This window comes from Cellvibrio sp. 25HG11W-0, from assembly GCF_057815475.1.
In genome coordinates this window covers 214,603-232,367 of sequence record NZ_CM174230.1, presented here as the reverse complement: position 1 = coordinate 232,367, position 17,765 = coordinate 214,603, and the positions used below count along the sequence as shown (strand labels likewise).

The 17,765-nt window shown below is 46.2% G+C and carries 16 protein-coding genes; 5 read left to right on the top strand and 11 right to left on the bottom strand.

The genetic code is table 11. The features are described 5' to 3' along the window. Window positions 1–101: 101 nt before the first annotated feature. From AC0KUT_RS01035 to AC0KUT_RS01000, 8 genes are all read right to left on the bottom strand, one after another. Window positions 102–569 (bottom strand): group I truncated hemoglobin, encoded by a 468-nt coding sequence (locus AC0KUT_RS01035; protein WP_488832806.1) that lies wholly within the window; start codon window positions 567–569, stop codon window positions 102–104. Further along, entirely contained in the window at window positions 569–1,459 is an 891-nt protein-coding gene (locus AC0KUT_RS01030) for a DUF3034 family protein (protein ID WP_488832804.1), read from the bottom strand. The genes AC0KUT_RS01035 and AC0KUT_RS01030 overlap by 1 nt, the downstream gene beginning before the upstream one ends. Beyond that, complete coding sequence (locus AC0KUT_RS01025; protein ID WP_488832802.1) at window positions 1,456–3,783, bottom strand: putative bifunctional diguanylate cyclase/phosphodiesterase; 2,328 nt, start codon at window positions 3,781–3,783, stop codon at window positions 1,456–1,458. The genes AC0KUT_RS01030 and AC0KUT_RS01025 overlap by 4 nt, the downstream gene beginning before the upstream one ends. A 20-nt stretch (window positions 3,784–3,803) precedes the next feature. Continuing rightward, on the bottom strand, window positions 3,804–4,457 hold the full coding sequence (locus AC0KUT_RS01020; protein ID WP_488832801.1) for a hypothetical protein: 654 nt from the start codon (window positions 4,455–4,457) through the stop codon (window positions 3,804–3,806). Window positions 4,458–4,468: 11 nt separating this feature from the next. After that, window positions 4,469–6,328: a GGDEF domain-containing protein gene (locus AC0KUT_RS01015; RefSeq protein WP_488832799.1), complete on the bottom strand. Its 1,860-nt coding sequence runs from the start codon at window positions 6,326–6,328 to the stop codon at window positions 4,469–4,471. 140 nt (window positions 6,329–6,468) lie between these two features. Next, window positions 6,469–7,116 (bottom strand): thiol:disulfide interchange protein DsbA/DsbL, encoded by a 648-nt coding sequence (locus AC0KUT_RS01010; protein ID WP_488832797.1) that lies wholly within the window; start codon window positions 7,114–7,116, stop codon window positions 6,469–6,471. 68 nt (window positions 7,117–7,184) lie between these two features. Then, complete coding sequence (locus AC0KUT_RS01005) at window positions 7,185–7,829, bottom strand: thiol:disulfide interchange protein DsbA/DsbL (RefSeq protein WP_488832795.1); 645 nt, start codon at window positions 7,827–7,829, stop codon at window positions 7,185–7,187. A gap of 165 nt (window positions 7,830–7,994) precedes the next feature. After that, a complete protein-coding gene (locus tag AC0KUT_RS01000; RefSeq protein WP_488832793.1) occupies window positions 7,995–8,678 on the bottom strand; it encodes a c-type cytochrome in 684 nt (227 codons plus the stop codon). A 313-nt stretch (window positions 8,679–8,991) separates the two neighbouring features. On the opposite strand from AC0KUT_RS01000, the gene yihA reads away from it, so the two are divergent. Continuing rightward, a complete protein-coding gene (gene yihA / locus AC0KUT_RS00995; protein WP_488832792.1) occupies window positions 8,992–9,636 on the top strand; it encodes a ribosome biogenesis GTP-binding protein YihA/YsxC in 645 nt (214 codons plus the stop codon). Between the two features lie 480 nt (window positions 9,637–10,116). On the opposite strand, the gene AC0KUT_RS00990 is transcribed toward yihA, so the two are convergent. Further along, complete coding sequence (locus AC0KUT_RS00990; RefSeq protein WP_488832790.1) at window positions 10,117–11,022, bottom strand: hypothetical protein; 906 nt, start codon at window positions 11,020–11,022, stop codon at window positions 10,117–10,119. Window positions 11,023–11,190: 168 nt separating this feature from the next. After that, window positions 11,191–13,986, bottom strand: coding sequence for a DNA polymerase I (gene polA / locus AC0KUT_RS00985; protein ID WP_488832789.1), 2,796 nt, complete (start codon window positions 13,984–13,986; stop codon window positions 11,191–11,193). Window positions 13,987–14,565: 579 nt separating this feature from the next. On the opposite strand from polA, the gene AC0KUT_RS00980 reads away from it, so the two are divergent. Both AC0KUT_RS00980 and AC0KUT_RS00975 read left to right on the top strand, forming a co-directional pair. Further along, entirely contained in the window at window positions 14,566–14,829 is a 264-nt protein-coding gene (locus AC0KUT_RS00980) for a hypothetical protein (RefSeq protein WP_488832788.1), read from the top strand. 274 nt (window positions 14,830–15,103) lie between these two features. Further along, window positions 15,104–15,388, top strand: coding sequence for a hypothetical protein (locus tag AC0KUT_RS00975; RefSeq protein ID WP_488832786.1), 285 nt, complete (start codon window positions 15,104–15,106; stop codon window positions 15,386–15,388). On the opposite strand, the gene AC0KUT_RS00970 is transcribed toward AC0KUT_RS00975, so the two are convergent. Beyond that, a complete protein-coding gene (locus tag AC0KUT_RS00970) occupies window positions 15,359–16,294 on the bottom strand; it encodes a zinc ABC transporter substrate-binding protein (RefSeq protein WP_488832784.1) in 936 nt (311 codons plus the stop codon). The two genes, AC0KUT_RS00975 and AC0KUT_RS00970, sit on opposite strands and share 30 nt — an antisense overlap. Before the next feature lie 141 nt (window positions 16,295–16,435). Between AC0KUT_RS00970 and AC0KUT_RS00965 the strand changes: the two genes are divergently transcribed. Both AC0KUT_RS00965 and znuC read left to right on the top strand, forming a co-directional pair. Continuing rightward, entirely contained in the window at window positions 16,436–16,930 is a 495-nt protein-coding gene (locus tag AC0KUT_RS00965; RefSeq protein ID WP_488832783.1) for a Fur family transcriptional regulator, read from the top strand. Continuing rightward, window positions 16,923–17,765: a zinc ABC transporter ATP-binding protein ZnuC gene (gene znuC, locus AC0KUT_RS00960; protein ID WP_488832782.1), complete on the top strand. Its 843-nt coding sequence runs from the start codon at window positions 16,923–16,925 to the stop codon at window positions 17,763–17,765. The genes AC0KUT_RS00965 and znuC overlap by 8 nt, the downstream gene beginning before the upstream one ends.

Here is a 17,765-nt window from a genome sequence, read left to right as displayed (position 1 = left end):
AAGTCAGCGTTAAAGCATAAACCTCTTGAGCTTTATTGAGGCGCTCATTTTTGTCGATAATCGTTAACTTGTGTTAATAACGAGCTATAGAGTGCGCATAGTTATTGATAAACCACATCTTTATAGGCGGGGGCTAAGCGGGCCAGCAATTGATTTTGCGTTGCCACGGCAATATGTTGCTGTTCCATCGCAAGAATTAAATGTTCCACAATCGCATTGAATTCACTATTGGTGTAGTGATGCCCTGCATGCACGACTGCAAGAGATTCACCTTTATATTCACAGGGGCCGCCACTCACCACACACACATAATCGCTAAAGCCCTGTTTAAAGTGCGCGATATTTACACCTTTGAAACGCGGTTTTACCCGTTCATCTTGCGCGATAATATAAATCATCGCGTGTACTATATTATCGATCCCCTGACGTTCACCAAGCGCTTTATACAGAGAGCTTCCATCCGGGGCGCGACTGGTACAAGCAATTAAGCTAAATACCATCAAGAGTAAAACCACTTTTGCGCCGCAACTCATTTTACGCAAGCAAACATGTAAAAAAGTCATCATCATTAAAAACTCCCTTGCAGCGAAACATACCACCCAGTTTGATCTTTGAAGGTCGCTACTTCACCCAAATCTACATAGGCCGCCACAAGTGCAATGCGCTTAGAGGGAAACCAACCCACAAAGAGTGTTTGCCAATCGTCCTCGCGAATAAAGGAAAGATTGTTAGGCTTTTGCCGATATTCGGCGCCCACTAGCCAATATTTATTGAGCAATACACTGGCAGAGATCTCCCCCATTATTTCTTTATCGCGATTAAGGTCACCGCCAAACCCCACCAAACCTTGCTGATTCGCATCGGTATAACGCAGGTTAGCATTTAGCAAAAAATTGCGATTAAAAATTCCACCAAGATACAATTTAGTCGCGGTTAAATTGATATCGGTGCTCGAATCTTTTGTTGCGCCGACTGCACCAGGAACAAAAAAATCTTTATTTTTTTTATACTGAGCACCTAAGCTAATTTGTGGTGATGCGGTATAAATAAGATCGCCCAGCAGCCGTACTTTCAAGCCAACAATTTGCTGACGAATAGTGTTGTCCGGCAGCTGTAACGCAGCCGTTAAAGATTGATGCGTTAAGGTTTGCTCAGCAAATGAGAATTCCACACGATTGTGCCAACCCCAACTAGCACCCGCCACCTCTAGACTATAATCGCCGGTATCGACCAGACTTAAAAATGCAGTGCCACCATACTCTTCTTGAGCACCATAACCCGCAATAACAGCCATTGGTACTATGCCGCCGCCCGCAGTACCCTCAATTGTGCTGGCACCACCTGTCACCAACAAGCGGCTGCGGTCTGAGCCCTTAGCTGCCGCGACCGAGCATAGGCTTGTCAACATAAAAAAAAATACTACATAATTGACGACTTTCTTTTTCCGCGCCTTCATCATGACGTCAACCCCGCTAAATATTGTTTCATCCAGTTAGAAAATGCCTCACTTGGCAAGGGCTTACTGTAGAGGTAGCCCTGCGCCACATCACAGCCATAGGATTTTAATAGATGTTTAATGGCCTCTGTCTCTACACCTTCTGCGGTTACGCTTAAGCCCATGGTATGCCCCAGTTCAATCGTGGAGCGCACAATAAGCTGATCGTCCGCGCTGCTATCTAAATTCATGATAAATGACTTATCAATTTTCAATTCACTGACGGGAAGTTTTTTTAACTGCGAAAGCGAAGAGTACCCTGTGCCAAAATCATCAATGGATAGAGTTAAACCTAGCGCCTCTAAGCGCTTCAAATTATTTATCGATTTTTCGGCTTCACGCATTATGGCGCTTTCCGTAATTTCTAAACATAAATAATCTGCAGGAACTTGGTGTACATTTAATAGTGCTCCTACATATTGCGGCAAGTCTTCCACCAACAAATCTAAAGCAGATAAGTTAACTGACAACTTTAAATTTATTCCTTCTAGGATAAGTTGTTTTATTTTTAGTATGGCAACTTTTAAAACCCAACGAGTCAATAATGTAATTTGGCCCGAGCTTTCCAAAATGCCGATAAATTCATCCGGACCAATAAAACCTATTTCTGGGTGATGCCAACGCACCAGCGCCTCCGCGCCTAAAACATGCGGGTTCTCTAAATTAATTTTAGGCTGGTAATGCAAACTAATATGATTTTTAGCAAGAGAAGTTTCAAACTCGCGCGACAAATGCAAACGGCGCAAATGATTTTCATCCCAACCATTCTGATAGAAGCAGGTATTTTTCCCAGCAATACGGCCATTATTTAACGCCAAATTAACCCGACGCAAAAGACTTTCTACTGAGCTGGCATCATCGGGAAAAGCAGCCAAACCTATATTGACTTCTATGTTGACCTGTATACCACTCACGATCATAGGATTTTTATAAGCACAGTGAATGGACTCAACAAACTCTCCTGCCGCTTCACTGGTATAATTATTGAGCACACCTAAAAACTCATCGCTTCCCAAGCGATACACCTTTCTCTCACCCATTGCCTGCAGTAACTTTTGTCCTGCTGCACGCAAAACTCCATCGCCAATTTCCTGACTAAGTTCATCATTGATTTGAGTAAAGTTTTTTATATCCATTACAAATAGATAAATTTTATTATTCTGTTGCTGAGCCTGTGCAATAACCGCCTCTAGCTCAGGCACTATACGAATACGATTAGGGAGCCCCGTAAGTGGATCATGCTCAGATTGATAGCGTACTTGCTGCTCCCGCTCACCTATAGCTTCCTGCATATTAATAAATGCACTCGCCAGTTCACCCAGCTCATCGTTAGACTGCACCTTAATAGGTGTATCATAAAAACCTTTAGCAATACGCCGCGCTATACCCGCCAGCTTACGCACCGGCCGCGTCACACTGCGCGCTAAAAACCATGCAGCTACGGCAGCGAGCGCAGAAAAACTTAATGCCAAAATAAGCAACTGAACATTTAAACTGGCGAAGGGGGCTAAGACTTTACTGAGCGGAACCTGCAAGACAGCGATGAGTGCTTTATTTTGACGCGCAAAGGGAACCTGCAGCGACATTAGACCTGCATATTCAAATACACTGCCTTCTGCATAATCTTGGCGCAACTCTGCAACTAGCCGTTGACGTTCATCATCATCGAGCGTCCCGCTTAGATAATTAATATTATCTGCATGGAAATTAACGATAGACACCTCTAACCCTGTGAGCCGCTTTAGATCGTTGCTAAACTCTCGTTTGACCTCAAAACCCATGCCCGCTAAGCCAATTACAATGGGTGCTTTCACAGCAAAGAAAACAAACTGATAGGCCTTACCATCCACAATGACGGTGTCATATGCCTGCCCTTGCGCCTCTGCTTTATCGCGCAATTGCTGTAGCTCATTCGTTACTTTTAAACCAAAACTGGCATCGCTTGCGATGAGCTTTCCATCCAGGGTTATTAATACCCCCACATCGGCGTTCACTCGTGCCGAATGATTATTCAATGCTGAACGAATAGTATTTTCGTCCTTTGTTGCTACTGCATCTTTAAAACCAAAATCTTCGGTGAGCACTTTTACCGAAAGCGCCAGCTGTTTTACGTTTTGTTCCACGATACGCTGAAACAACTCACCGCCCGCCAAAAGTTCAGCGCGCGCATTTTGGGTTACTGCCTTATTAATAACTATGCGTGTGGCCACATAAGAGATGGCCTCTAGTGTGACCACCAGACCTAAAACAAAAGCCAACAACTTTACGAGATAACTCGATTTCAACATGTATTTCTTTCGCTTAGTGTTTAAAAGAGATTGTCAAACTCACCCACATCTTTAACAGGAATGGAACCAGACAAGTTATTTACAACCAATACTTTTTGCTGCGCAGCGCCGGAAGTTACCTGTATTTTTTCCACAGGGTAGTCATCACGTAGATCGGGATGATGTAACTCCAACTGATAGTCACCTGCAGGAACATTATTGATAGTTAACTTTCCGTTCGCGTCACTTTTAGCAAAATACTCCGTATTTAATACGTAGATATAACCAATCATTGAATCGTGAATATTGCAGCCCAAAACCACTTTCCCCGCTTGATCAAAAACAATCGGTTCAGCCGTCAAACCATGATACAAACGCAATTCAAACTTTTTTGCCGGAGAAAAGGAATAAACGTGATGACGAACATCATCACTATTGGGGAAACGCACTTGCGTATTGACGCGTATTGCCAGTACGCGGGGATCAAACATTTTCTCGCGCTGATCCATTATGGCCGTAGGCATTTGGTTGTAATCTATAGCGCTGCTAGGCATGAGGGCCACAACGGCATCTTTCACGGGTTGGCCCTCTTTATCCTTAATAAAAATATCAAGGCTTTCTGCTTGCGCTATTGGCATAATGACTGCAAAAAATAACCCGATAAACCCTGTCAGCATTCTGTGTTTAATTTTCATCCACACCCTCATTACACTAGTTTGCAGCAATTTCTACCTGCCTCTTTTGCAGCATAAAGACCAGTATCTGCACGCTCAAATACAGTCTCTAAAACATCGTCTTGTTTAAACTCTGTTAAACCAACAGAAAAAGTAATAGAAAGATGCTGATCTTTATAATTAAAAGACGCGCAGGCGATGGCTTCCCGTATTTTTTCTAAAACAAGCAATGCGGCAGGGCCTGAAGTTTCGGGCATAAGGGCAACAAACTCTTCGCCACCATAACGACAGAAAAAGTCAACTTCACGCAGGCGCTTTTGAATAGTTTTACCAATGACTTTTATTACTCGGTCACCCGCTTGATGGCCGTAATTGTCGTTAATTTTTTTGAAGTGATCTATATCAAAAATAGCAAGGCTTAAGGGGCGACCGTAGCGCTGCCAACGCTGTATTTCTATTGCAATGCGTTGGTTGTAAGCCTCACGATTGGGTAAATCGGTAAGCGAATCATGCATTGCCTTATAGCGCTGTGTATCCAATGTCTCACGATTTTTTTCCGCCTCCACTTCCATATTTTTAATTTTTTCACTTAAGGTCGCAAGTTGTTGCGCCAGTTGGTTTTGATCCGCATCACTGTGCTGATAGCTATCAATTGCCTGACGAATATTACCTAGCTGTGATTGCACTTGATGCTTAAGTTGACTGATATCGGTCGCTGAGTGAGATTGGGTTGCTAAGTCATCCATATGACGCATCACATCTTCCTGCAATTGGCGCGAAGCAGCACGCTCTGATTGGCTGTGCTCTACCGCACCACCAATTAAAGAATAAATTTCAACAAGCTCTTGGTTAACATCTTTTAAATAGGTTGCAAAAGCATCATTAGCTGCAAGATAGGCTTCCATCACTAAGTCGCGCACACCTTCTAAGGTGGGAATCAACGCATCCGGTGGCAGCCCCTGATCCACCTTTTTGCGAATATCGTCTACTTTTGATTGAATGCTCGATTCATTTTCTAAACTATTAAGAAAGGCGATTAGCACCTGCGTAATCTTATCTGCTGTCTCGGGCGCGATAGCATCTATTTTTGCTCTGCGCTCCTGTGCCGCCTCATGTAATTCCGCTGGGTCCATTGGCAAGGAGTTATCTGCTGGCACAATTAACAAGCCACTATCATCTAAAACCTTTACCGTTACTTCCGTATTGTCTGTGGTAATTTTGCGCTCAGTAGCAGCCTCAAACTCTATTGGCTTCTCTAGCTCAAATGGCTTCTCGTTTGTTAGCGTAGTTTTAATATTTTTGAGTGCTGCAGCTTCCAGCATGGCAGATTCAAGCAGAGAGTTTTCTGCTTGGGGGTTGGTACTGCGACCCGGCAATAATCGGCTTAAAAAACTTGTTTTAGGCTTTTCCACTTCCTCTAAAGCACGAACCTGTAAATCCGCTAGTTGGCGCAGTAGCGCAGGATAGAGGTATATTTTTTGACTGCGTGCAGGCAAATTATCGATATAGCGGCTAATTTCTTTATTGATACTGCGCGACAAATCCAGTTGCTGTAAGGGTTTAAGTGTTGCCGTGAGCGACTCGCGCACCTCGCGCGCGCCCAGTGTTCGCTGATCTTCAAAGCCGATAACAGCTTTTTCGAGCCTAGCGAGCAGACCATCCATATCCTGCACATTCATAGTCGCGCCCATAGTGCGCAATCGTTCACGTAACTGGCTCAACATTTGGTCTAGCTCAGCATTTTGTCCATCCGCTGCCACACTCACCCGCACGAGGGTTTTTCGTAGTAGCTCCTGTTGTTGGGCAAAATCTTTTTCTAAACTTTCCTGTATATCCAGCGCATTTAGATACTTCTCTCGCCAGTTATTTTTGTCCTCGTTATGACTTGCCATGATCAGCCTAAACTCCCGCAGAGTGCTCAAAAACTACAATCTATTGAGTATAGCCATAGACCGCCATTCCACATTTTTTAAGCCAATAAAAAAGCCCGCTAGACAGCATCTAGCGGGCTTTTGGTTGAACTCGTTAAACCTTATTGCTTAGTCACCGCAGCGCGTGCGCGCTCCGCACGAATCTTAGTCACCAAGTAATCAACCACTTTAAGCATTTCTTCCTGCCCACCGGCTTCGCGTGCGCCAATGCGGTACTTGCCATCAACCACCATTTCAGGGGTGCTGGTGATCTTATAGCTGCGCGCGCGCGCCTCAGCTTGCTTGATTTGACTACTCACGCCAAATGAATTGTACGTGCTTATCGCTTTCTCTTTTGAGATACCATAGGTTGCAAAAAAATCAGCCCACTGCTCTGCGTTGACAAGATTTTTATGCTCCACATGTATGGCATTAAATACCGCCATATGGGTTTTATTCTTAATTTTTAACGCTATAGAGGTGTAAAAACCACGGAGATGAGGCTCCATTTGCGGGCTCCACATAGCGTGTGACTGTATAAACTTCACATCAGGCTTCTGTTTTTTCGCCCAAGCATCAACAATAGGCTCGAAATGAAAACAATGTGGGCAGGAGTAAGCAAATACTTCTGTTACTTCAATTTTACTCTCATCTGCTCCGCGAACAGCGGGCACAATCTCCATGTACTCTTTGCCTTCGGTGTAGGGTGCCGCTTGAGCGTAAAGGTTCCAAGAAATCATCCAGCCCAATAAGGCCACTAAAATTCGCATACTCTAATCCTCTTTTATTTTTAGGTTGAGATAATAGGCACATGCCTGCCATCTCTAATATTTCTGTATTACTTTTTAGCCAGTGCGCGCTCTTTACGCACCTTAGCAACCAAGAAATCAACAACTTTAAGCATATCGCCCTGACCACCCGTCATGTTGGCATTGATGCGGTATTTACCTTCAACCACCATTTCCGGTGTACCACTTACTTTATAGCTACGCATACGGGCTTCAGCTTGCATAACCATACTGTTTACACCAAAAGAATTGTAGGTGTTTATTGCTTTTGCCTTATCCACACCGTAGGCAGAAAAAAACTCGGCCCAATCTTCCGCTGTTGCCAATGGTTTGTGTTCAACTTGAAAGGCCTTGAACGCATCCATGTGGGTTTTATCTTTAATTTTCAACGCGATAGAGGTATAAAAACCGCGACTCAAGGGCTCCATTTGGGCATTCCATTTGGCGTGAGTTTGCACGAAATCAACATCATCTGCCTGCTGCTTTTCCCAGACCTGCAACAAGGCCTCAAAGTGCAAACAATGGGGACAGTGATAAGAAAACACTTCTGCCACTTCAATTTTACTCGGGTCAGCGGTGCGCACCGGCTGCTCCAGCACAAAGTAATCTTTACCTTCTTTGTAGTCACTGGTGGCTTCTTGTGCGCAGGCACTTAGAGCAAATACAACACCTAACAGGGCTATCAAACTACGCATTGAAGCAATCCTCATATTATTTTTGGTGGATGAAATCAGGCTTTAGGCCTATAAAACGCCGACAAGTTCCACGTATTGCGAATACTTCTCAGACAGGAAATGACGATACCAATTTATACATGAAAAAAAAGGCGACCTGAGCCGCCTTTTTAATATTGCTGATGCTTAATGTAAACCCGCGATAAAGTTTGCCAGCGACTTAATTTCCGCATCACTCAGCTTTTCTGCCACTGAACGCATAATCATTTGGTCGCCATCATTAGTGCGCTCACCCGCGCGGAAAGCGCGCAGTTGTTTCTCAATATACTCAGGGTGCTGTCCGCTCAAGCGAGGGAAACCTGCAGGAATATTACCCTGCCCATTAGGTGCATGGCAGCCCGTACACGCAGGTACACCATTCGCTAGGTTACCTGAACGATAGGTGCGTTCACCCAACTCTAAGGCATCAACTAAGATGCCCGAGTTAACTTTTACGTCCAGTTTTTGCGAACCAGACAGCTGCGTTGTTTGACTCGCAAAATGTGCGGCTATATCGGCAAGATCTGCTGGGGTCATTTTAGCCAGCAAGCCAGTCATTTCAGGCACTGCACGCCCTGTGGTCGCTTTTTTATCTGCATTAGGTTCAACATCCCACGCGCGAATATCTTTCATTTGCTTGAGTAAATATCTTTCGCCCAAACCAGCCAGCTTAGGGAATGTACCCATTACGCTGTTGCCATCAGCGCCATGACAAGCGCCGCAAATAGCCGCTTTACCAGCACCAGCTGCGGCATCGCCAGCTGCTATAGCGCCCTGTGCAAGCGCAATAAATCCCAGTGAAAAAAGTGCATTTCTTACGATATATTTCATTGGCTAATCCGATATGAACGATGATTCGATAGTGACTGTGCTCTGGTGCGTAGCCTGCTGATAAATCAGGCAATACACATAGAGTACCTTTTCGTTAAATGCAGATAGAAAATCTATTCGCTAAGAGTAGAGTATCTATTCGCTAAGTATAGATGCCAGACATGTTTTTGCGGGCGCAGCCAAAACATTGATGCGAAGTTCGCTTAATGACCAGCCAACAAGCTACAATTCCGCCTTTGGCGCGCAGCCAAGCCTAAAAGACGGCGGCATTATATACCAACGCGCTAATAACACACTATTTTGAAGGGTTTTTATGTCTACCGAGATTTCATTTAACCGCGCCCACTTTACCCAAAGCGCCCCCAGTATTCGTGAATGTCCCCCCGAAGGCGGTGTAGAGGTTGCTTTTGCAGGGCGTTCCAATGCTGGCAAGTCGAGCGCAATCAACGCCTTGACCAATAACCGCAAGTTGGCGCGCACCAGTAAAACCCCTGGCCGCACGCAGCTCATTAACTTTTTCAACCTAAGCGATACCCAACGCTTGGTCGACTTGCCCGGCTATGGCTATGCCAAGGTATCACGCGAGCAAAAGGAAAAGTGGCAACGGGATTTATCGGAGTATTTACAAAAGCGAGAATGCCTACAAGGGCTAATCCTACTTATGGATATTCGTCACCCCTTACAAGAATTTGATACCACTATGCTGAACTGGGCCATTCAGGGCCAAATGCCAGTACACATACTGCTGACCAAAGCCGACAAATTAAGCCGCAGCCAAGCTATGTCTGCACTGTTTGCCGTGCAAAAAAGCTTAAAAGCGAAGGGGATTGACCAACTAACCAGCGTGCAATGCTTTTCTGCTCTCAAAAATACCGGCCTTGATGATCTTAAAGCCAAGCTCAATGAATGGCTTTCACTGACCGATGAGTCAGATACAGTCGTTACAACCAGCGAATAATTAACGCTCATAAAAAAACCGGTGGCTCGTAAAAGCCACCGGAAAAAACTGACATCCTTGGGGTGATGCCAGAACTTGATTGACCACACAGATCAAAAACACCGATTAAAGCAGGGGTTGCGTTAATACTGATACTCTAGACCAACACCCCCGTAAAAAAGTTCTGCCGATTTCTCCTGCGCTTGCAAGTGCAACATTGTTTGCACAATTGCCCGATTTTAGGCCAAAAAAAACCCCGAACCAGTCGGGGTTTGCTTAGCAAAAAACTTCGCGCTTAGCTGGCTTAAAAGCCATTAGGGGAGGAGTTAGCTCATGATCGTAAAACACACATAACTGAGACTCGCACCCCTACAAATTAGTTCAAAAAATAATTGCAATATTTTGCACAATGTTTTGTTAATTAAAAAATATCCTTATAAATCAAAAAGTTAAATGTAATTAATTTTACAATTAACACAAATAAAATGCCCAATACTTACGCTATTCAGATTGCTTGCTAGAACTCGCGCGCGCAACTGGCGCTAAAAGCGACAAGAAATCAGGCTTAATGCTGAGCGCCAAACCACCCAACAGGGGATTTTCCAAATAAATCGCTTTTCGTTTCGATAATTGGGCCCACTCAAGACTGGTTTTGAAATGCTTTAACCACAACTGCTGTAGAGAACCGTCTTCGTATGCCATTTTAATACCGACCTCTAGCCGCTCTTTCGCTAGGGTATTTTTGCTGTTCATATAGAATAAGCGCGGCATAGAATAAACCAGCATAAAACTGTCATCTATTTCCAAATCAGTCAGCTCTTTAAACTGCATGCGTTCATTGAGTATTTCATTAGCGCCGCGACAAAAAAAATCGACGCGCCCACTTAATACCATTAAAAATATGCCGTCATAATTGTCCATTTCGCGCACACTCAAGCCATTGTGGCGCAAAATAGCAGTGTCCGCCCAACCTACACCATGCGCAAAAGTATACTTTTTCAGTTGCTCCAGATTGGTAAAATCTCGTCCACTTGCCTTTAATTTTGGGTTAATAAAACAAATTCTATAACCCAAAACACCCAAGTCCAGAGGGAAATCAATATAGGTCAGCTTGCTATTTTGATCGAGCAGTCGCTCATAACTTGTTTCGATCACCAGATTCGGATAAGCATTATCTACAGCGGCCTTGAGCGAGCGAGTGTAATTGCGTGGAGGCATAGCTTTTAATGTAAAAGGCCCATATAGCTGACGCGTTTTTTCCAGCGCTAATGCCAACAGCTCATTACTATAATCATGATGCTTATCGAGTGGCGTATAGGGCGAGCGGTGAGTAACAACAAATTCAGACTCAGCCAATACCCTCTCAGTCATTGCGAACAACAGTAAAACACGCAATAAAATTTTCATGCCTATTATGTACCCGCTATCAGCAAGAGACCGCCACGCGGTCTCTACTGGATAAAATTAAACACACTTATTGCTGCCCCCTAGATAACAATATCAACAAGAATGAACTGTATTGATTGCTTCTTGCTCAAGTCTAGTTGGCAATTTCACACAGTCCAAACAATGACTTTAGTGTGCCTCGTCCCAATTATTGCCAACACCAGCCTCAACCAGTAGTGGTACTTTTAAGGTCGCTGCCGCCGACATACGTGCGATCAACCCCTCAGTTAGGGCCTCAACCTGAGCTTCAGCGACTTCCACCACTAATTCATCGTGTACCTGCATGATGATGCGCGCATCCAATTGAGACTCTGCGAGCCATTGATCAACTTTAATCATCGCCATTTTGATGATGTCCGCCGCCGTACCTTGCATAGGTGCATTGATAGCGGTGCGCTCAGCGCCCATTTGTAAATTTTTATTTTTTGCGTTGATCTCAGGCAGATACAGACGACGACCAAACAGGGTTTCTACATAACCCTGCTCATGCGCAAGAGCGCGAATGTTATTCATGTAGCGCTGGACACCGGGATAGCGCTCAAAGTAGCGATCGATATATTGCTGGGCTTCATTGCGGCCAAGATGTAATTGCTTGGCTAAGCCAAAAGCAGACATGCCGTAAATCAACCCAAAGTTAATGGCTTTCGCACTGCGGCGCATTTCAGTTGTAACACCATCAAGACTCACGCCAAATACTTCAGCTGCGGTTGCGCGGTGAACATCCAAGCCCTGTGCAAATGCATTGAGCAGGCCTTGATCCTCAGAGAGATGCGCCATGATGCGCAATTCAATTTGCGAATAGTCTGCTGCGACCAGCTTGGTGCCTGCAGGCGCCACAAAGGCTTGGCGAATACGACGCCCCTCTTCGGTTTTGATGGGAATATTTTGTAAGTTAGGGTCCTGCGAAGACAGGCGCCCAGTGGCGGCTACCGCTTGATGATAGCTGGTGTGTATACGCCCTGTACGCGGGTTAATCACCAACGGCAGCTTGTCGGTATAGGTCGATTTTAATTTGGCGAGGCCGCGATATTCCATCAGCACTTTTGGCAATGGATAATCCAGCGCTAATTCTTGCAACACTTCTTCTGCGGTTGAAGGCGCGCCCTTAGGGGTTTTTTTGATGATGGGCAATTGCTGTTGTTCAAATAGAATCACTCCCAACTGTTTAGGCGAACTCAAATTAAACTCCTGCCCCGCCAGCTCATAGGCCTTGCGCTCTAATTGCGTCAAGCGCTCGCCCAACTCAATACTTTGCTCGCCGAGCAATTTTGCATCCACATAGGCGCCGTTGCGCTCTATGCGCGACAGTACCGGCAGCAGTGGCATTTCAATGTCTTGGAAGACCTTTTTACGCGCAGGACATTGCGCCAACTGCGGCCAAAAGAATTGATGTAACCGCAGGGTGACGTCAGCATCTTCTGCTGCGTAATGGCCCGCATCTTCAATCTTTAACTGATTAAACGTCAGCTGCTTAACACCCTTGCCTGCCAACTCTTCAAACGTCACCGTTTTATAATCTAAGTAGTTTTTGGCCAAATCATCCATGTTGTGGCGACTGCCAATGGAATTCCAAACATAGGACTCCAGCATGGTGTCAAAGCCGATACCGCGCAGCTCTATGTCGTAATTGAGCAACACACTGCGGTCATATTTTAAATTTTGGCCGATCTTAATATGGCGCTCATCTTCAAGAAGAGATTTAAGCTCTGCCAACACCCAATCGAGCGGCAATTGTTCAGGGGCGCCCATATAGTCATGGCCACAGGGAATGTAGGCGGCTGTACCCGCTTCAATCGCAAAACTTAAGCCGACTATCTTCGCTTCCATAGCGTCGAGACTAGTGGTCTCAGTATCAAACGAGAAAGCCTCAGCTTGCTGTAACCGTGTCAACCAAGTGGCAAATAGCGCCTTGTCGGTGATGATGTCGTAGTGAATAGCCGCGGGAGCCTCCGCTTTAATCGCATCAACATTAATAGTTTGAGTGGTATCGATGCTTGCTGCCGCCTGGCTTTGCGCATCTGCCTTAGGGGAGGCAGCATTATCGCCAAGCTGATTAACCCAGGTTTTAAACTCCAACTCTTCAAACAGTTCGCGCAAACGTTGATTGTTGGGCTGAGGCAAGTGAATCGTTTCAGGACTAAACGCCAGCGCCACATCTGTTTTAATCGTCGCCAACTCATAGGACAAGTAAGCCATAGCGCGATGTTCCGCTAATTTTTCCGGCATGGTTTTCGCGCCGCGAAAGGAGAGCGTGCGCACTTTCTCTAGGTCGGCATAGATAGCATCCAAGCCGCCCATACCTTGAATAAGCCCCAGCGCGGTTTTTTCGCCTACGCCCGGCACACCGGGAATGTTATCAACCTTATCGCCCATGAGCGCAAGGTAGTCGATCATCAGCTCAGGGCCAAACCCATACTTGCCTTGCACACCGGGAATATCGAGAAAGGTATCTGTCATGGTATTCACTAGGCTGACGTAGTCATTGACCAACTGCGCCATGTCTTTATCGCCAGTGGAAATCACCACATCGCGCTTTTGCTCCGTTGCCTGGCGCGCAAGCGTGCCAATGACATCGTCTGCTTCAACCCCATCCACTACTAAGAGCGGCAAACCCATGGCCTCTACGATATCCAAAATCGGCTGCACTTGCGGCCGTAAGTCATCGGGCATGGGGGGACGATTAGCTTTGTACTCCGCATAAATGTCATCGCGAAAGGTTTTACCCTTCGCATCAAATATCACCGCAATGGGGCAATCAGGGTAATCCTTACACAAGCGCCGCAACATATTGACCACGCCTTTAATAGCGCCTGTAGGCTGGCCTTTTGAATTAGTGAGCGGCGGCAGTGCGTGGTAAGCGCGATATAGATAGGAGGAGCCATCTACAAGTACTAAGGGGGCCTGTTCAGGCTGAAGTTGGGTCATGTTTGAGTTCTATTTAAGTCAGATTTGTTTAGGGCGGCATAGGTCATTGCGTACGCACGCACCGGAATGGATAAAATTTTAGGCTTGCAGGATACACCAAAGGCCTTTTACACGGGCATTAAGGCGAAGAGAGAGAAAAAGGCGATGCTCACCTCGGCCTGTGTGCGGGGCGAGAGCGTAAAGAGAAGCTCAATCTCCTCCACTTTCAATCCACCTTGGTCTTTATCAAACCATCAGGCTTTAGGTTCCATCAATAAGTGTTACTGATATATAGAATGTGTTACCAGATGACAGCTGCCGCCTAAAATCTTGTTTTTATAGCTAAGTTTCGGTATTCGTTCACATTTTTACTATCCCTATAACAAAATGTTGTAACTGACCTCTAGCCATTAAAAATATATGTGTTACCATGCGTAACATATTAAAACGTAACTCAGTAACAGTTTAAGTCCACCCTAAAGATCAGGTTTTAGCGGCATAGGATTAAAGCTATTTACTTGTTACCCAACCCCAAGCTTTATTAATTATGAAGGTCGCCCACAAGGCAACTGGATATGAATATCATCTGAGGAACCTACGATGAAAAAGACTGCTCTATTACTTGCCGTTTTAACCTTAACCGCTACTGGTGTTTACGCTGACGAAATCGCAACACAAACACCTAAGCTCACCTTGGCGGCCGCTGAACTCAGCAACAAAACCCAATGGGTTGATACCGAAGAAGATGTGCAACTGCGTATCGAACAAGATTTGACCGACAAGACCGCTGCACTCAATGCTAAGGTTAACGCCAAGCTGGAACAGCAATTAGCCGATAAATTGGCGCACGATCTTGATCTGTAAAGAAAAGAATTCCACTGTCAAATTACAGTGAAATATGTTTTAAGTTATTGTTTTATTTGGTTTTTCTCTCCTCGTCTTATTGCCCTCACCCCATCCTTATAACTTTTTGTTTGGATGGTTTTGAGGGCTTTTTTATGGCGGTCACAAATATGAAACCTTGTTTGTTAATTAATCTCCTCCGGTTAAATATCAACCTAGACTGCCTTTAAGTGCTGCTGATTAAGCACTTGGGGGATCAACTTTTTATTAGCCATTTTTAGCCGGAGTCACACCTATGGACAACCTGATCTTTTCTCAGACTGCTATTTTTCGCATGCAACAATTAGCCAGCAGCTACTACCATAAGACCGGCATTCGTCATCGCATGGCAACACCTGAAGGTATGCTGGCGCTGCTACAAGAAGCGGGCCTATCGAACGACAAAGATATTCGCCACTGTTACGAGGCTTTTGTGGTTAGCCTCAATCAACGTCAAATGGATCAGCTGCGTGCGCGCAACGTAAAACTGCACCAACCTTCATCTATATCATTAGGGCTCAACATGCGCCAAGCAGGCTAAGAAACTCGCCCCCATGGTATTGAGTAACTGCTCATAGCTGGACACCTCTTGATTGCCAATAGGGTCCAGCAAGCCAATGCGTAGATTTAATTGCGCGGCCATAGTTTCCAAGGCTGCACTGTGATTGAAAGGTTCCATAAACAAACATTCACCCTCTTGCGCAAGCAATTGCCGCAATTCCTGTAGATGTTTTGCCCCAGGGCGACGCTCAGGGGTAAGTGCCACGTAGGCCAATTGATGCAGACCATAGCGCCCCACAAAATGAGCGTAGCCCTCATGATAGACACCAAAGCCACGCGCACTAATCGGCTTAAGTTGCAGCGCCAACTGCTGATCTAAGGTATTTGTCGTGCGCACAAAATTAGTGAGATTCACGGCGAAGTTGGCGCTAAGCTCAGGGTGCATGAGGCTCAGCTTGGCTGCCAACGCCTGTGCAATCACAATGGCATTGCGCGGATCTAGCCACAAATGTGGGTCATGTCCGCCATGTTCATGGGCCTGATGGTGATGCTCATCCGCATCCTCTGCGTCTTTCTCCCCCGCGGGCCAATAAATCCCCGCAAGATCATAAGCGCTCATCACTCGCTCAGCGGGCAAGTTAGCAAGCGGCTTGGCTAAAAAACTCTCCAACTCTGGACCAATCCACAGCACCAGCTCCGCCTTTTGCAAGCGCAGATGATCCGACATTTTGAGCGGGTAATCATGGGGCGATGCAGTTATAGGCAGCAGAGTTTCTACTTTAAGATGAGTGCCAGTAATCGCCTGTGCAATCAAGGCCAAGGGCTTGATGCTCGTAAGCAACAAAGGCTCAGATGCCGCTTGCGCCGCGGGAATCACGCCCTGCCAGAGCAGTGCCAAACCTAACGCTAATTGACCCATGAAACACTGCACTTTTTTAAACTTCACCGCTCACTCCATATAAACAAGATAAAGCGCTGCCTGAAATCGCCACGGCAGCGCAAATGACCTTATACCAAAAGATGTTATATAGTAACATAAAGCCTTTCTGACCCAAGGCATCAGTGCCGCCTTAAGATCTCCCAGATTATGACCACCCCCATTGCCTGCAGCCAACATAATCACGCGCATTGTATTAACGATGCATTGGCCGCTGCGCGCCAAATTTGCGAGCAGCGCGGCACACGTTTAACCCCCCAGCGCCTGCAAATTTTGGAACTTGTTTGGCAGAGCCACAAACCTCTAGGCGCCTATGCCCTTATGGATCAATTAGCGCAGATGGCCACCCGCACTGTTGCACCGCCTACAGTTTATCGCGCCTTAGAGTTTTTATTGGAACAAGGCTTAATTCACCGTATTCATGCACTTAATGCCTACATTGGCTGCCCCGCCCCCAAACACCAACATCAAAGCCACTTTTTACTCTGTCGCGACTGCGGCATAGCGGTTGAAATGGTGCAGCCAGCGCTGGTGCAGCACATTAACGACAGCGCTCAAGCGGCGGGATTTAGTGTCGTTTCACAAGCACTGGAAGTGATGGGCCGCTGCCCTGACTGCCAAACACGGAATACATCTCATGACTGAACAAAGCGTCACACAAGCATCAGCAACCGACTACCTAGTACGCGCCCAAGGTGTGGGTGTCATACGCAACGGACGCCACATTTTACAAAACGCCGACTTGACCCTTAGCGCCGGGAAAATCGTCACCCTCATTGGCCCCAATGGCGCGGGTAAAACAACCTTAGTGCGCAGCATTTTAGGCTTAATTAAGGCCGATGAAGGATCCATTGAGCGCGCAGCAGGTTTGCGCATTGGCTATATGCCTCAAAAATTACATTTAGAAGCCAGCCTGCCTTTGAATGTGGCGCGCTTTCTCGCCTTGGGCGGCAAAGCGCGTGTCGATTTAGCGGAAACCATGCAGCTAACGGGCATTGCCCATCTCGCGGCTAGTGCCATGCAGTCGCTCTCGGGCGGTGAAACACAGCGCGTACTTTTGGCGCGCGCACTGCTGCGCGACCCACAACTACTGGTGTTGGATGAACCCGTGCAAGGCGTCGACATTACCGGACAAGCAGCGCTCTACGCCCTCATTAATGAAATTCGCACCCGTCGCAATTGCGGCGTACTGTTGGTATCCCATGATTTGCACCTGGTGATGGCAAATACCGACATTGTGATTTGCTTAAATCAACACATCTGCTGCCAAGGTCACCCCGAGCAGGTCACCAATGACCCCGCCTATATAGCACTCTTTGGGGAGCTGGCGGGCATCAGCCAGAACCCACCGCAAGTCGCGCTCTATACCCATCACCACGACCATCAACACGATGCGCACGGCAATGTAATAGCAGCAAAAAACGACAAAGCCGGCCACGTTCACGTCCACAGCGCAAGCTGTCAGCATCATCACGAGTAA

Bases quoted from the DNA above. Each gene is read 5' to 3' on its own strand.
- AC0KUT_RS01035 (WP_488832806.1), bottom strand. From the start codon at position 569: ATGATGATGACTTTTTTACATGTTTGCTTGCGTAAAATGAGTTGCGGC.
- AC0KUT_RS01030 (WP_488832804.1), bottom strand. From the start codon at position 1,459: ATGATGAAGGCGCGGAAAAAGAAAGTCGTCAATTATGTAGTATTTTTT.
- AC0KUT_RS01025 (WP_488832802.1), bottom strand. From the start codon at position 3,783: ATGTTGAAATCGAGTTATCTCGTAAAGTTGTTGGCTTTTGTTTTAGGT.
- AC0KUT_RS01020 (WP_488832801.1), bottom strand. From the start codon at position 4,457: ATGAAAATTAAACACAGAATGCTGACAGGGTTTATCGGGTTATTTTTT.
- AC0KUT_RS01015 (WP_488832799.1), bottom strand. From the start codon at position 6,328: ATGGCAAGTCATAACGAGGACAAAAATAACTGGCGAGAGAAGTATCTA.
- AC0KUT_RS01010 (WP_488832797.1), bottom strand. From the start codon at position 7,116: ATGCGAATTTTAGTGGCCTTATTGGGCTGGATGATTTCTTGGAACCTT.
- AC0KUT_RS01005 (WP_488832795.1), bottom strand. From the start codon at position 7,829: ATGCGTAGTTTGATAGCCCTGTTAGGTGTTGTATTTGCTCTAAGTGCC.
- AC0KUT_RS01000 (WP_488832793.1), bottom strand. From the start codon at position 8,678: ATGAAATATATCGTAAGAAATGCACTTTTTTCACTGGGATTTATTGCG.
- yihA (WP_488832792.1), top strand. From the start codon at position 8,992: ATGTCTACCGAGATTTCATTTAACCGCGCCCACTTTACCCAAAGCGCC.
- AC0KUT_RS00990 (WP_488832790.1), bottom strand. From the start codon at position 11,022: ATGAAAATTTTATTGCGTGTTTTACTGTTGTTCGCAATGACTGAGAGG.
- polA (WP_488832789.1), bottom strand. From the start codon at position 13,986: ATGACCCAACTTCAGCCTGAACAGGCCCCCTTAGTACTTGTAGATGGC.
- AC0KUT_RS00980 (WP_488832788.1), top strand. From the start codon at position 14,566: ATGAAAAAGACTGCTCTATTACTTGCCGTTTTAACCTTAACCGCTACT.
- AC0KUT_RS00975 (WP_488832786.1), top strand. From the start codon at position 15,104: ATGGACAACCTGATCTTTTCTCAGACTGCTATTTTTCGCATGCAACAA.
- AC0KUT_RS00965 (WP_488832783.1), top strand. From the start codon at position 16,436: ATGACCACCCCCATTGCCTGCAGCCAACATAATCACGCGCATTGTATT.
- znuC (WP_488832782.1), top strand. From the start codon at position 16,923: ATGACTGAACAAAGCGTCACACAAGCATCAGCAACCGACTACCTAGTA.